At 68.9% G+C, this 13,708-nt stretch carries 12 protein-coding genes; 7 read left to right on the top strand and 5 right to left on the bottom strand.

Features of this window, described 5'->3' with window-relative positions; genetic code table 11:
- Positions 1-305 precede the first annotated feature (305 nt).
- Positions 306-758: a GNAT family N-acetyltransferase gene (locus MA876_RS14795; protein WP_248151070.1), complete on the bottom strand. Its 453-nt coding sequence runs from the start codon at positions 756-758 to the stop codon at positions 306-308.
- A gap of 144 nt (positions 759-902) precedes the next feature.
- On the opposite strand from MA876_RS14795, the gene MA876_RS14790 reads away from it, so the two are divergent.
- Positions 903-3,122 (top strand): NADP-dependent isocitrate dehydrogenase, encoded by a 2,220-nt coding sequence (locus MA876_RS14790; protein ID WP_248151068.1) that lies wholly within the window; start codon positions 903-905, stop codon positions 3,120-3,122.
- Between the two features lie 62 nt (positions 3,123-3,184).
- On the opposite strand, the gene MA876_RS19340 is transcribed toward MA876_RS14790, so the two are convergent.
- A complete protein-coding gene (locus MA876_RS19340; RefSeq protein WP_248151067.1) occupies positions 3,185-5,032 on the bottom strand; it encodes a L,D-transpeptidase family protein in 1,848 nt (615 codons plus the stop codon).
- A gap of 68 nt (positions 5,033-5,100) precedes the next feature.
- Complete coding sequence (locus MA876_RS14780) at positions 5,101-5,571, bottom strand: hypothetical protein (protein ID WP_248151066.1); 471 nt, start codon at positions 5,569-5,571, stop codon at positions 5,101-5,103.
- 138 nt (positions 5,572-5,709) lie between these two features.
- Here MA876_RS14780 and MA876_RS14775 point away from each other — a divergent pair, with 138 nt between their 5' ends.
- The 6 genes from MA876_RS14775 to MA876_RS14750 all read left to right on the top strand — a co-directional run bounded on the left by MA876_RS14775 (position 5,710) and on the right by MA876_RS14750 (position 11,903).
- A complete protein-coding gene (locus MA876_RS14775; protein ID WP_248151064.1) occupies positions 5,710-6,897 on the top strand; it encodes an ROK family transcriptional regulator in 1,188 nt (395 codons plus the stop codon).
- 71 nt (positions 6,898-6,968) lie between these two features.
- Positions 6,969-8,228: an extracellular solute-binding protein gene (locus MA876_RS14770; RefSeq protein ID WP_248151063.1), complete on the top strand. Its 1,260-nt coding sequence runs from the start codon at positions 6,969-6,971 to the stop codon at positions 8,226-8,228.
- A 76-nt stretch (positions 8,229-8,304) separates the two neighbouring features.
- Positions 8,305-9,285, top strand: a complete 981-nt coding sequence (locus MA876_RS14765; protein ID WP_248151061.1) for a carbohydrate ABC transporter permease — start codon at positions 8,305-8,307, stop codon at positions 9,283-9,285.
- Entirely contained in the window at positions 9,282-10,247 is a 966-nt protein-coding gene (locus tag MA876_RS14760; protein WP_248151059.1) for a carbohydrate ABC transporter permease, read from the top strand. Before MA876_RS14765 ends, MA876_RS14760 begins: the two co-directional genes overlap by 4 nt.
- 43 nt (positions 10,248-10,290) lie before the next feature.
- Positions 10,291-11,229 carry an ROK family protein gene (locus tag MA876_RS14755; protein WP_248151057.1) on the top strand — a complete coding sequence of 313 codons (939 nt, stop codon included), beginning with the start codon at positions 10,291-10,293 and terminating at the stop codon, positions 11,227-11,229.
- Between the two features lie 14 nt (positions 11,230-11,243).
- Entirely contained in the window at positions 11,244-11,903 is a 660-nt protein-coding gene (locus MA876_RS14750; protein WP_248151055.1) for a hypothetical protein, read from the top strand.
- A 1-nt stretch (position 11,904) separates the two neighbouring features.
- On the opposite strand, the gene MA876_RS14745 is transcribed toward MA876_RS14750, so the two are convergent.
- A complete protein-coding gene (locus tag MA876_RS14745; protein WP_248151052.1) occupies positions 11,905-13,287 on the bottom strand; it encodes an FAD-binding oxidoreductase in 1,383 nt (460 codons plus the stop codon).
- The gene (locus tag MA876_RS14740) at positions 13,284-13,658 is read right to left on the bottom strand and encodes a YrdB family protein (RefSeq protein WP_248151170.1); all 375 of its coding nucleotides are present in this window, start codon (positions 13,656-13,658) and stop codon (positions 13,284-13,286) included. The genes MA876_RS14745 and MA876_RS14740 overlap by 4 nt, the downstream gene beginning before the upstream one ends.
- Positions 13,659-13,708: the final 50 nt, after the last annotated feature.

Below are 13,708 nucleotides of genomic sequence, written 5' to 3'. Positions count from 1 at the left end.
TCCCCAGACGCTGTGCCTCACAATCGATGCGCCTGTGGAAGTCGGTGCCGACTTCGCTCATGGGGAGGAGGCACTCCTCCCGTCGGAGCATGTCACCGAAGTCGGAGAATTCTCACCGAAACCGACCGACCGCGATGACATTCTCCGACCGCGCGGCGCGGCGCTCTCCCACTCGTCTCGCGTGCGGGAGAGGTGAAGCGACGGGGCCTCGGTGGGGGAGGGGTATCCGAGGCCCCGCCGCAGCACATGCGACCAGGGAGAAGGCCCCGAAGGTACGAACTCACCCAGATTCGCGTCGCCGAGCGCTAGAGGCGGATCTCGGCGATGACCTCACCGTACTCGGTCTCACCCACCGGGGTGAAGCCCACACGCTGGAAGAATGCTTCGGGTCCGCCGTCGCCGGCCTCGTAGATCACGTCGACCCGGTCGAGTCCGCGGGCTCGGGCCTCTTCGAGGAGCTTCTCGACGGCGAAACGACCGACACCGCGGCCCTGGTCGTCCGCGTCGACGTTGATGCGCCACAGCACGGAGCGGAAGTGCTCCTGCGGTGCCTCGTCGTCGAAGTTCGCGCTGACGAAGCCCACGACCTCGTTCGCATCGAGGACCACGCGCTGCCACGAGGTCTGCGGATTGATGACTGTCGCTGCGATGCCGTAGCTCACGGGAGCGAGGAACTGCTCCTGCCCCGGCTTGAGGGACATGTTGTTGACCGCCACGATCGTGGCGGCGGACAGTTCGACCAGTCGAAGCTCGTGCATACGCACAGGCTAGCCCGGATGACGGCATCCGGTATCGCCGAAGGTCCGTTCTTAACGCGGATTTCATGATCCGAGATATCTCGACGTCAAGATACTTTGGCTCGGTGCGATAGGCTGGGCGCAGACCGAACGGAGACAGCTCAGGTGACCGACTCGACCATCATCTACACCTACACCGACGAGGCGCCGGCGCTGGCCACCGCCTCGTTCCTGCCGATCGTGCAGGCCTTCACGCGGCAGGCGGGGGTCGACATCGAGACGCGCGACATCTCGCTCGCGGGTCGCATCCTGGCGGCGTTCCCGCAGAAGCTGACGCCCGAGCAGCAGGTGGGCGACGCGCTCGCCGAACTCGGCGGCCTCGCGACGCTCCCCGAGGCGAACATCATCAAGCTCCCGAACATCTCGGCGTCGATCCCGCAGCTCAAGGCCGCGATCGCCGAGCTGCAGGCGGACGGCTTCGACGTGCCCGATTATCCGGACGAGGCCGACACCGTCGAGGCGAAGGACGTCCGCGCCCGCTACGACCGCATCAAGGGCTCCGCCGTCAACCCGGTCCTGCGCGAGGGCAACAGCGACCGCCGCGCGCCGCTCTCGGTCAAGAACTACGCGCGCAAGCACCCGCACCGCAACAAGGCGTTCGCGGACGGCTCGAAGACCCGCGTCGCGACGCTCGGCCACGACGACTTCAAGGCCAACGAGAAGTCGTGGGTCGCCGCGCACGACGACGTGCTGACGATCCGCCACACGGCCGCCGACGGCACCGTGACGGTGCTGAAGGACAACCTCAAGGTCCTCCCGCGCGAGATCGTCGACGCGACGTTCCTCTCGGCCGCGGCCCTCGACGCGTTCCTCGCCGAGACGCTGGCCACCGCAGCCGCCGACGACGTGCTCTACTCGGTGCACCTCAAGGCGACGATGATGAAGGTCAGCGACCCGATCATCTTCGGCCACGTCGTGAAGGCGTTCCTGCCCGAGACGTTCGCGACGTACGGCGACCAGCTCGCAGCGGCGGGTCTGACCCCGAACAACGGCCTCGGCTCGATCCTCAGCGGACTCGCCGACCTCGAGGGCGGCGAAGAGATCCGTGCCGCGATCGACGCCGAGCTCGCCAAGGGTCCCCGGCTGTCGTACGTGAACTCCGACAAGGGCATCACGAACCTGCACGTCCCGTCGGATGTGATCGTGGATGCCTCGATGCCCGCGCTGATCCGCAACGGCGGCAAGCTGTGGGGTGTCGACGGAGGAGAGGATGACACGCTCGCCGTCATCCCGGACTCGTCGTATGCCGGCGTCTATCAGGCCGTCATCGACGACGTCATCGCGAACGGCCCGCTCGACCCGGCCACGATCGGCACCGTGCCGAACGTCGGACTCATGGCGCAGGCGGCCGAGGAGTACGGCAGCCACGACAAGACGTTCGAGATCGCCGCGCCCGGCATCGTCCAGGTGCTCGACAGCGACGAGACCGTGCTCATCGAGCACGAGGTCGGCGCGGGCGACATCTGGCGCGCGACGCAGACGAAGCACATCGCCGTCATGGACTGGGTCAAGCTCGCCATCGGCCGCGCGAAGGCGACGGGTTCGCCGGCGGTGTTCTGGCTCGACATCAACCGTTCGCACGACGCGCAGCTCGTCGCGAAGATCTACCAGGCGCTCGCGACGATGGACACCCACGGGGTCGAGTTCAGCATCCTGTCGCCCACCGAGGCGACCCGCTACACGCTCGCCCGCATGCGTCACGGCCTCGACACGATCTCGGTCACGGGCAACGTGCTGCGCGACTACCTCACCGACCTCTTCCCCATCCTCGAGGTCGGCACGAGCGCCAAGATGCTCTCGATCGTGCCGCTGCTCGCGGGCGGCGGTCTCTTCGAGACCGGTGCCGGCGGCTCCGCCCCGAAGCACGTGCAGCAGCTCGTCGAGGAGAACTACCTGCGCTGGGACTCGCTCGGCGAGTTCTTCGCGCTCGCGGCCTCGCTCGAGCACCTCGCGACGTACACGGGCAACGTGCGGGCGCAGGTGCTGGCGGACACGCTGGATGCCGCGACCGGCACGTTCCTCGAGAACGACAAGTCGCCGGGCCGCGCGCTCGGCACGATCGACAACCGCGGAAGCCACTTCTACCTCGGCCTCTACTGGGCGCAGGAGCTCGCGGCGCAGACGGCCGACCCCGAGCTCGCCGCGATCTTCGCGCCGATCGCGGAGTCGCTCGCGGCCCAGGAGCAGACGATCGTCGCCGAGCTCAACGCCGTGCAGGGCTCGCCCGCCGACATCGGCGGCTATTACCGTCCGTCCGACGAGCGCGTCGTGACTGTCATGCGTCCGTCGGCGACGCTGAACGGCATCATCGACGCGATCGGCTGATCGCACGAGAGAGGGGGACGGGATGCCGCGGCATCCCGTCCCCCTCGCACGTTCTCAGCGGGTCACGTGTGGACGTTGACCTCGGTGCCGTTGGCGGTCCAGTCATAGACCCACTTCGCGTCGCTGTCCCACATGTTGACGCAGCCGTGGCTCTGCGGGAACCCGAGGCTCGAACGCAGCGAGCTCGCGCCGTGGAAGCCCACGTCGGGCGCGAACCAGGTCACCCACGGCACGTTCTCGACGCAGTAGGGTGCTCCGTCGAAGCAGCCCATGTTCTGCGAGCGGGAGTAGCCGTTGACGGTCCACCTACCCTGCGGGGTCGCGGATCCCGAAACGCCGGACGACATGATGATGTCCCTGACCAGCACGTCGTTCTCGTAGAAGTACGCGCGCTGCGTCGAGAGGTTGACGTCCACCCGGCGGGCGAGGGTGACCGTCGTGAAGGGCACCTCGGTCATCGGGAGCTCGAACACGGGATCGAAGTGCGTGAGCTGTTCGGCGTAGTCCGCGGCGAAGTCGGACGTGTCGTCCACCGCGCGGCCCGGTGTGCCGTTGGACTCTTCGCGAAGAACCGTGCCCGCGGAGTTGGTGATGACCGAGTTGTTCACCGGAGCGACGTCGACGGTCGCGGCGATCGTGTCGACGACGGGCTGGATCGCCGCAGCGTCGACCGACACATCGAACGAGCCGCGATCGCCGGGGGTGACGGTGAGCCAGGATGCCGCGACCTCGCGCGACACGGGGACGACCCGCTCGGTGCCGATGTAGAAGCCGGCGCGGTCGATGATGTCGTTGAGCCCCTTCGCGGTCGCCTCGACGACGTGCGCCTGCGTCTCGGGCTGCACGTCCGCCTGCACGGGCGTGAACTCGACCCGTGAATCGCCGGCGACGAAGGCCGCCTGGATCGCTTCGCGCACGGCTTCGACGTCGACGCCGGTACCGAGTTCGCCCGGAGTCGTGATGTACGACACGGTCGCTTCGTCGAACTCGAGGGTCGCATCCACCGGATCGGTGTAGAGGCTGGGCGCGGCGGCGCGCAGGACCGGTGTCGCAGCGGCCGCGTCGAGGTGGACGATCGCGTCGATCGGCTCCGAGAACCACTGCGTCACGTTCCACGCGGGATGCTCGGCATAGGCCGTCGCCGCCAGCGCATCGGCGTCGATCGAGGCGCCGAGGTCTGCGGCCGTGAGTTCGACGTCGCCGCCTTCGCCGGTCAGCACGATCGTCGTCTGGTCGAGCCGCTGAGTCAGGGCGTCGCTGGCTGCACCTTCGGTGAGGAAGCCGACTCCGACGCCGGCCACCGACGTGCCGGGTGCGATGAGGACGATGGATGCCGCGACCAGCCCGATGACGGCGGCACCCGCCGCGAGACCGATCCACAGACCTGTGCGACGCTTCTTCGGCGCGGGTTCGGCAGGCGCCCACGCGTAGGTGGCGTCCGTGGGTTCACCCCCGTCGACCTGCGGCGCGGGAACGGGAGCGAGCACGGCGGTCGCCTCCGCGAGGGCGGCAGTGGCCGCCGTGGAGTCGGACCCTGCGTCAGCTGACGGATCGAGTGCGACGGGGGACTCGACCGCTTCGACTGCCGTGTCTTCGACGGCGACGTCCGACTCTATGGCGACGGCGGTTTCGAGAGCTTCGTCTTCGACGGCGACCTCCGACTCTTCGACGACGGCGGTCTCGAGGGCTTCGTCGTCAGCAGCAGGCTCGTTCTCGGCTTCGGCGATCGCGTCTTCGGTGACGGCATCGTCCTCGAACGAGTCCGCCTCAGCGTCGGGCTCGGGTGCGGCATCCGTGTCGTCGACGATCTCGTCGGTCGCATCGACATCGTCGATGATTTCGGCGTCTGCGTCGGGCGCAGCGTCGTCGGAAGCACTGTCGGCCCCGTGCTTGGTAGCGAGATCCGTCACGCCGTCACCCCCCGGATGCGAAGATTCGTCCCTCTATGGTAATGGACGGCCCGGGCGCCGTTCACCCGTCAGGGCGCGCAGACCTCTTGGAACCGCTGAGTCGTGGTCTGGAAGCTCTCGCCCAGCGCCGAAAGATCATCGAGCTTCGACACGTCGCCCTCGACGATCGCCGTCATCGTCTCGCCGACCTGCGCGAACATGTCCTGCAGTGACGGCACGATCGCGGCCACCTCGTCGTTGGTGATCTGCGACGACACCTCGCCGATCTTCTGCGACGCCGCCTGCACTGAATCGACGACGGCTGCCGGGTCGGCGCCCTCGCCGAGATCCTCGAACCCGGACGTGACTTCGGTGATCGTGCCCTGCACGAGGGCGCATGCGTCCTCGACGCTCTGCCCGTCGTCGCCGGCCGCATCACTGCTGACGCTCGTCGGTTCGGGGGAGGGAGTGGATGACGAGGTGCACGCCGCGAGCCCGAAGGCCGCGGTGGCGGTCAGGGCGACGAGGGCGAGACGTCGGGCGATGGCGAGGCGCGTCATCCTCCGAGCCTAAGCGCGAGGGAGAGGGCAGGCATCGCCGATGCACGGTGTCCGCTGAATGTAACGGTTTTGTAAACGCTCCGTTCAAATACGTTTCATCGGTTGCGCGGATTATGTTCGTAAGGTCTACTAACAAACATGACGGCATCGGACCTGCAGCGCGATCGCAGCTCGTCTACGGAGAGCGCGCACACCCAGGGGGCGACCGGGGCCTTCGGTCGCTCGCTGCGCCGGGGGACCAAGGTCCTCCCCGAACACGCTCGGGGTCACAACCGCTCTCTGGTCCTGCAGACGCTCTTCCACGACGGTGCGATGAGCCGGGCGGACCTCTCGCGCGAGACGGGTCTCACACGGGTCACGATCTCGGACCTCGTCGCCGAGCTCATCGCGGACGGATTCGTCGCCGAGCTGGGCATGCGCGAGTCGACCGGCCCCGGCAAGCCCGCGATGCTCATCGATCTCGACCGTGCCGGTCACCGGATCGTCGGCATCGACCTCTCGGGCACCGACGTCATCACGGGCGGCGTCCTCACCCTCGACGGCGACATCGTCTTCCGTCGCGACGTGCCGCTGCCCGCGGCCGACGACGTCGTGGAGACCGTCGTGTCCCTCGCGCGGGAGCTCGTCGCCGAGTCGCACGCGCCCGTGCTGGGCATCGGCGTCGGCACGCCCGGTGTCGTCGACGAGCGCGGAGTCATCCTCGCGGCGCCCAACTTCGGCTGGGTCGGGTTCGACCTCGAAGGCGCGCTGCAGGACGGGCTCGGGCTTCCGGTGCTTGTCGCGAACGACGCCAACGCCGCGGTCCTGGCCGAGTACACCTTCGGTGGAGCCGGTGATGACGTGCTGCTCGTCAAGGTGGGCCGCGGTGTCGGTTCCGGCCTTCTCGCCGCCGGCCAGCCCATGCGCGGACCGCGCTTCGCCGCAGGTGAGATCGGGCATGTCACCGTCGGCACGGACGGTGGCCCGCTGTGCTCGTGCGGCAAGATCGGCTGCCTCGAGGCCTGGCTGTCGGTGCCGTCGCTCACCAAGCGGTTGGCCGAGGCATCCGCCTCGGAGAAGGACGGCGTCCTGCGCGATGCGGGGGAGCGGTTGGGCATCGCCCTGGCTCCCGTCGTCGGCGCCCTCGACCTGTCGGAGATCGTCCTCTCCGGCCCCCCAGAGCTTCTCGATGGTCCCCTCGCGGATCAGGCCGTCGAGACCCTCCGCACTCGTACGCTCGCCGCGTTCCACGACGGCGTCCGGATGCGGATGACGGAGCAAGGGCAGGACATCGTCCTGCGCGGTGCGGCCGTCATGGTCCTCTCAGACCGGCTCGGGGTGTCCTGACACCCCAACATCCCCCCGGACGGGTCACCCGGCCCTCCCGGTACCACCAAGAGAAACGAAGGATGACACCAATGAACAAGAAGCTCGGAGCCCTCGCGCTCGTCGGTGCTTCCGCTGTCGTGCTCGCCGGCTGCGCCGGCGGCGGCGGTGCAGCACCCGAAGCCGAGACCGGTGAGATCACGGTGTGGCTCGTCGGCACCGACACCCCCGACACCGCGCGTGACTACCTGAAGAAGACCTTCGAGTCCGAGAACGAGGGCTGGACCCTCAAGATCGAGGAGAAGACCTGGGCCGACACGAACGAGACGTACGTCGCGGCACTGTCGTCCAACGACTCGCCCGATGTCGTCGAGGTCGGCAACACCCAGGCGCTCGGCTTCATCGACCAGGGCCTGTTCGCCGACATCACCGACATCAAGGGCGACCTCGGTGGCGACGACCTGCTTCCCGGACTCGTGGACGCGGGCACCTACGACGGCAGCTTCTACGCCGCTCCGTACTACGCCGGTGGTCGTATCGTGTTCTACTCGCCGCAGCTCGTCACCGGCGCCGTCCCCGAGACGCTCGACGACTACGTCGCAGCGGGCATCGCGATGGAGACGCCGACCATGTCCGGCATCTACGCGCCGGGCAAGGACTGGTACAACGCGCTTCCCTACGTGTGGGCGCACGGCGGCGAGATCGCCGTTCAGGACGGCGACACGTGGGACGCGCAGTTCTCGAGCGACGAGAGCATCGCCGGACTCGAGCAGCTCCAGGAGGTCTACCTCAACGCGACGAACGCTCCGGCGGACGGCGACGAGGCCAACCCCCAGGTGCCGTTCTGCGCGGGTGAGGTCGGCTACCTCTCGGCTCCCGGCTGGGTGAAGTGGTCGATCCTGGCCGAGCCCGACGCAGAGAACCCGGGCTGCCCCGACACCTACGGCAAGGACCTCGCCGCGTTCCCGCTCCCGGGCATGACGGCGGGCGAGACGGCTCCGATCTTCGCGGGTGGCTCGAACGTCGCCGTGGCGCAGAAGAGCGCGAACCCCGAGAAGGCCAAGGCCGCGCTCGAGGTGCTCCTGTCCGAGGGCTACCAGCAGCTGCTGGCCGAAGGCGGGCTGACGCCGGGAATCATCTCCGCGGCATCCTCGCTGCCGGACGACCCGATCACGCAGGCGCAGGCGACCGCGCTCGCGAACTCGAAGTTCACGCCGATGAGCCCGAACTGGACCGAGGTCGAGGCCTCGCTCATCATCCCCGACGCGCTCGTCAAGATCGCGCAGGGCGGCGACGTCACCGAGATCGCCACGGCGCTCGACGAGCAGATCGAGTCGATCCTCAACAAGTGATCATGTCGGCGGGGGTCCCCTGCGGGACCCCCGCCGTTCACTGCCCGCACAACCCGTCAGAACGAAAGCACACACCATGAGCGACCGCCAGACCGGCACCGCCACCGTGGAGCGCCCCGGCCGCACAGGTGCCGCCCCCGTGCGGGGCTCCCGAGAGAAGGCGCGCGCCCGCCGCGAAGCGCGCGGCGGATGGAGCCTGCTGGCGCCGTCGGTCATCATCCTCGGCGTGATGGTCGGGTACCCGGCCGTGCTGATGGTGATCCAGTCCTTCACCGACTACGGCGTCAAGAACAAGGTCCAAGGCACCCTGCCGGACTTCGTCGGCCTCGACAACTACATCGATCTGATCACGAAGTCCGACTTCCCGGCGGTCCTCCTGCGCAGCCTCTCGCTCATGGTCGTGATGACGGTGCTCATCATCGGCCTGGGAGTGCTCGTCGCGGTTCTCATGACGCGTCTGAGCCGCGGATGGCGCATCACGGTTTCCGTCGGGCTCCTGCTGGCCTGGGCGATGCCGCCGCTTGCCGCCACCACCGTCTGGGGCTGGATCTTCGACACCCAATACGGCCTCGTCAACTGGGCGCTCAACACGATCACCGGCACATCGAACTGGACGAACCACTCCTGGCTGATCGACCCGATGTCGTTCTTCTTCGTCCTCATCGTCATCGTCGTGTGGCAGGGCGTCCCCTTCGTGGCCTTCACGACCTACGCCGCACTCGGTCAGGTCCCCGGGGAGGTGCTGGAGGCGGCATCCCTCGACGGTGCGACGGGTATCAAGCGCTTCCGCTTCGTCGTCTTCCCGTACCTGCGCAGTGTGCTGGTCGTCGTGCTCGTCCTCGAGATCATCTGGAACCTGCGCATCTTCACGCAGGTCTACGCACTGCAGTCCCGCGGCGGCCTGGCCTCGGAGACGAACGTGCTCGGTACGTACATGTTCCGTCAGGGGCCGGGCGACTTCGGCTTCACGAGCGCGATCGGCGTGGTCATGGTCGCTCTGCTGCTGATCCTTTCCTGGCGCTACGTGCGCACGACCCTGAAGGAGGAGGAGCTGTGAGCACCCAGATCAACGCGGGCACGCAGCTCGGCACGATCGGTGTCGACGAGGTCCTCGAGAGCGGCGGCAAGGCCAAGGCTCCCCGGCGAGGCTCCATCGAGGCCCGGCGGCCGTCCGGCAAGCGCGTCGTGACGCGGACGTTCCTCAACATCGCGGCGCTGATCGTCTTCGTATGCTCGGTCTTCCCGGTGTACTGGATGATCAACATGTCGCTCACGCCGAGCAACCAGATCATCAGTCGCACGCCGAGCCTGCTTCCGCTCGACCTGACCTTCCGCAACTACATCACCGCCTGGACGCGCGAGGCGGCGCCGGGTCAGACCGACTTCCCACACGGGCTCCTGACCTCGACGATCGTGACCTTCGGGGTCCTCGTCGCGACGCTGCTCTTCGCCTTCCTCGCGTCGGTCGCCCTCGCCCGGTTCGCGTTCAAGGGCCGGCGCCTGTTCATCGTCGCGGTGCTGGTGATCCAGATGATCCCGGGCGAAGCGATGATGTTCACCCTCTACGGGATGATCGACGACTGGCGCCTCATGAACACGATGCTGGGCCTGGGGATCGTGTACCTCGCGTCCGTCATCCCGTTCACGATCTGGACGCTCCGCGGATTCGTCGCCGGTGTCCCCGCGGACCTCGAAGAAGCGGCGATGATCGATGGATGCACGAAGTCGCAGGCGTTCTGGAAGGTGACCTTCCCCCTGCTGGCACCGGGTCTCGTCGCTACGGGCATCTTCGCCTTCATCCAGGCGTGGAACGAGTTCACGATGGCGCTGCTGCTGATGAAGGGCTACAACCTTACGCTCCCGACCTGGCTGAACTCGTTCCAGTCGGCCACCGAGGCGACCAACTGGGGTGCCGTGATGGCGGGCGCCACGCTCATCTCGATCCCGGTCGTCATCTTCTTCCTCATCGTGCAGGGACGCATGACCGGCGGACTGGTCGCAGGGGCGGTCAAGGGCTGATGCACACGCACGAAGCAGCCGCCTTCCGACGGGAGGACGGCCGATGAGGATCGGGCTGGACGTCGGAGGCACGAAGACCGACGCGCTCGCGATCGACGAGTCCGGCGTCGTCACCGCACGCGCGCGACTCGCGACAGGATGGGGGTCGGATGCCGTTGTGCAGACGGTGCTCGATGCCGTCGCGGCACTCACCGGCGAGGGCGGGATCGACCGCGCGTCGGTGCGCTCGGTCGGGATCGGGATGCCGGGGCAGGTCGAGCCGGGTACGGCGCGCGTCGTGCACGCCGTCAACCTCGGCGTCGCCGAACTCGACCTCGCGGCGGTCGTGGGCCCGGCTCTGGGAGTGCCCGTCCGCGTCGAGAACGACGTCAAAGCGGCCGCGCTCGGCGCCTACGTCCTGCATGGCGGCGTCGGCACGACCGGCTACCTCAACCTCGGCACGGGCATCGCGGCGGGCATCGTCCGTGGCGGAGAACTCTGGCGCGGAGCGCGCGGCACGGCGGGAGAGGTCGGCCACATCTCGGTCGATCCGCACGGGCCGCTGTGCCGCTGCGGGCAGTTCGGCTGCATCGAGGCCTTCGCGGGCGGCGGAGCGATCGCCGAACGCTGGGCGCGCCCCGGCGCGCTGCCCGTCCGAGACGTCTTCGACGCGGCCGATGCCGGCGATCCCGCCGCGATCGCGCTGCGATCAGGTCTCGCGCGCGGCGTCGCGGCGGCCGTACGCGTGCTCGTGCTGACCGCCGACGTCGACGCCGTCGTGCTGGGCGGGGGAGTCACCGCGCTCGGCGACCGGTTGATGGCGGATGTCTCGGCCGAACTCGCGGCGAGTGCCGCGGCATCCCCCTTCATGCGATCTCTTCACCTCGAGGAGCGGGTCGAGCTCCTGCCCGCCGGTTCGCCCGCGGCCGCGCTCGGAGCCGCGCTCATCGGCGACGTTCGCGACACGGAGCTCGACGGAGCCGCGGCCCTCACGTCGTCCTGATCTACGCTGAAGGCATGACGGATGCACCCTCCGCCGCAGCGCTGCGGCGCACACTCACCGTCGGCGGGGTGCTCCTGATCGCCGGCGCGGTCCTGACGTTCGCGCAGCCGACCTTCTTCTCGCTGTCGATTCCGCTGGCCGAGGTGATGTCGTGGCTCGCCGTCGGGGCCTACTCGGCGACCCTGCTGGTGTTCGCGTTCGGTCTCGGCCGCAGCGGGAGCATCGTGTCGCGGCGGCCGCTCGCTGTCACTGCCGCGGTGATCGTCGCGGCGTGGCCGTTGGTCCAGCGCATGGTGTCGTGGCTGGTGCCCGTCGAGAGCGCGCTGGACTTCTACCGCGCGTGGGGGTACATCAGCTGGACCGTGACGCTCGCCGCGACCATCGTCTTCGTCGTGCAGATCGCGCGTGCCGGCGTGCTCCGCGGACGCGTGCGGTGGATGCCCCTGTGGGGCCTCGTCATCGTGGTGGTGCCGCAGATCCTGACCCAGGCGGTCATCGTCGCCGCGGGCATCGACTTCAGCACACGCGCGGACGAGTGGATCTTCCTCTTCTTCGGACTGGAACGGCTGTGCGCCTTCGCGGTTCCCGTCGCGCTCGGGATCATCGCGCTTGTCATCGCGAACCGTGCGGCGCCGGTCAGCGACCCCGTGCAGGTCTATCCGCCCTCGACGTGAGTCAGAAGACCTTGCCGGGGTTGAGGATGCCCTGCGGGTCGAAGACGCGCGTGATCTCGCGCTGCAGTCGCCACTGATCGTCGCCGAGCTCGTCGGCGAGCCATCGGCGCTTCAAGACGCCGACACCGTGCTCGCCCGTGAGGGTTCCGCCGAGGCGCAGGGCGGCGCGGAACAGATCGTCGGCGGCGTCCCAGATGTAGGCGGGAGCCTCGACCACGCCGAACTCGTCGGGTTCCGCGTCGAAGATGAAGTTCGGATGCAGGTTGCCGTCGCCGGCGTGCGCGACGGTCGGGATCGTGACGCCGCGCTCACGCTCGACCCTGGCGATCTCGTCGAACATCGCGGGCATCGCGCTGCGGGGCACCGAGACGTCCTCGATGAGGGTCGTGCCGAGCGTTTCCATCGCGGGATGCATCGACCGCCGGATCGCGAGCAGCCGCTCGCCCTCCTCGCGGTCGTGCGACACCGCGACGATGCCGCCCGCTCCGCGCAGAACGTCGGCGATCGTGTCGGCCTCGGCGCCGGCGGCCGGACCGTCGGTCTGGATCGTGAGCTGCGCCGCTCCGGGTGCGGGCGCCTCGAGATCGAGCAGGGCGTGCACGGCCGCGAGGGACGCGGCATCCATCAATTCCATGATCGACGGCTGGACGCCGGACGCCGTGACGGCGGCGGATGCTTCGGCCGCCGTCCGCACGTCGGGGAACGTCGCGGCGACCGTGCACACGTCGCCGGGCACGAGGCGGCGGAGCTTGAGCGTCGCGCCGACGATGACGCCGAGCGTGCCCTCGGAGCCGATCACGAGCGACGTGAGATCCAGACCCGTGACGCCCTTGACGGTGCGATGGCCGAGCGTGAGCAGTCGCCCGTCGGCGAGGACGACGTCGACGCCGAGCACGGCATCCCGCACGACGCCGTACTTCGCGCACAGCAGCCCGCCTGCACCCGTCGCGATGTTGCCGCCGACCGTCGAGATCGCGCGGCTCGCCGGGTCGGGCGCCCACCACAGCCCGTGCTCGGCGAGCGCGGCGTTGAGATCGGCGTTGAGGATGCCCGGCTCGACGACGGCGAGCTGGTCGTCGGCACGCACCTCGAGAATGCGGTCCATGCCGCGCACCGAGAGCGAGATCTCGCCCGCGCCGGCATTCGCGCCGCCTGCGAGCCCTGTTCCCGCGCCGCGGGTCACGACCGGCGTACCGGTCGCGGTGGCGATCCGCAGCGTCGCCTGGACATCGGCGACGGATGCCGCGTGCACGACGGCGATCGGCGCACCGGATGCCGCGTGCCCGGACTTGTCGGCGCGCGCCGTCTGCAGCGCGGCGGGCGAGGTGTCGACGCGATCGCCGAGTCCCTCGCGCAGGCGGGCGACGACCGATGCGGCGCTCACGTGAACCGGCGACGGCCGGCCATGACGCCGACCGTGACGGCGACGACGCCGAAGACGAGACCGACCCACGCGGCGCCCATGCTCCACCACGCGATCGTCGCCGAGACGTAGACGAGCAGTTCGACGATGGCCCGTACGAACGGATGCACCGCGAAGACGGCGCGCGGCGACACGAAGAGCGCCCACACGATGATCGCCGCAACGGGGGCGGCGATGCCCACCACGATGTTCCACGGGAACGGCCAGAAGACGAAGCCCCAGAATGCGAGCGTGCCGAACGCGAACAGTTCGCAGGCGAACGCGAGGACGTCGATCGCCGACAGCGGCGCCCGCGTTCCGGGCGCGGGCTGCGCGGGGGTCACGGGGCGCATCTCGGTCACCTGCCGATTCTACGCGGGATGGATGCCGCGCCCGCCCGCGG

The sequence above is a fragment of the Microbacterium aoyamense genome (genome assembly GCF_023155855.1).
GTDB lineage: Bacteria > Actinomycetota > Actinomycetes > Actinomycetales > Microbacteriaceae > Microbacterium > Microbacterium aoyamense.
Note: the sequence above shows the minus strand (reverse complement) of the source record. Positions and strands in the feature narration are given on the sequence as shown.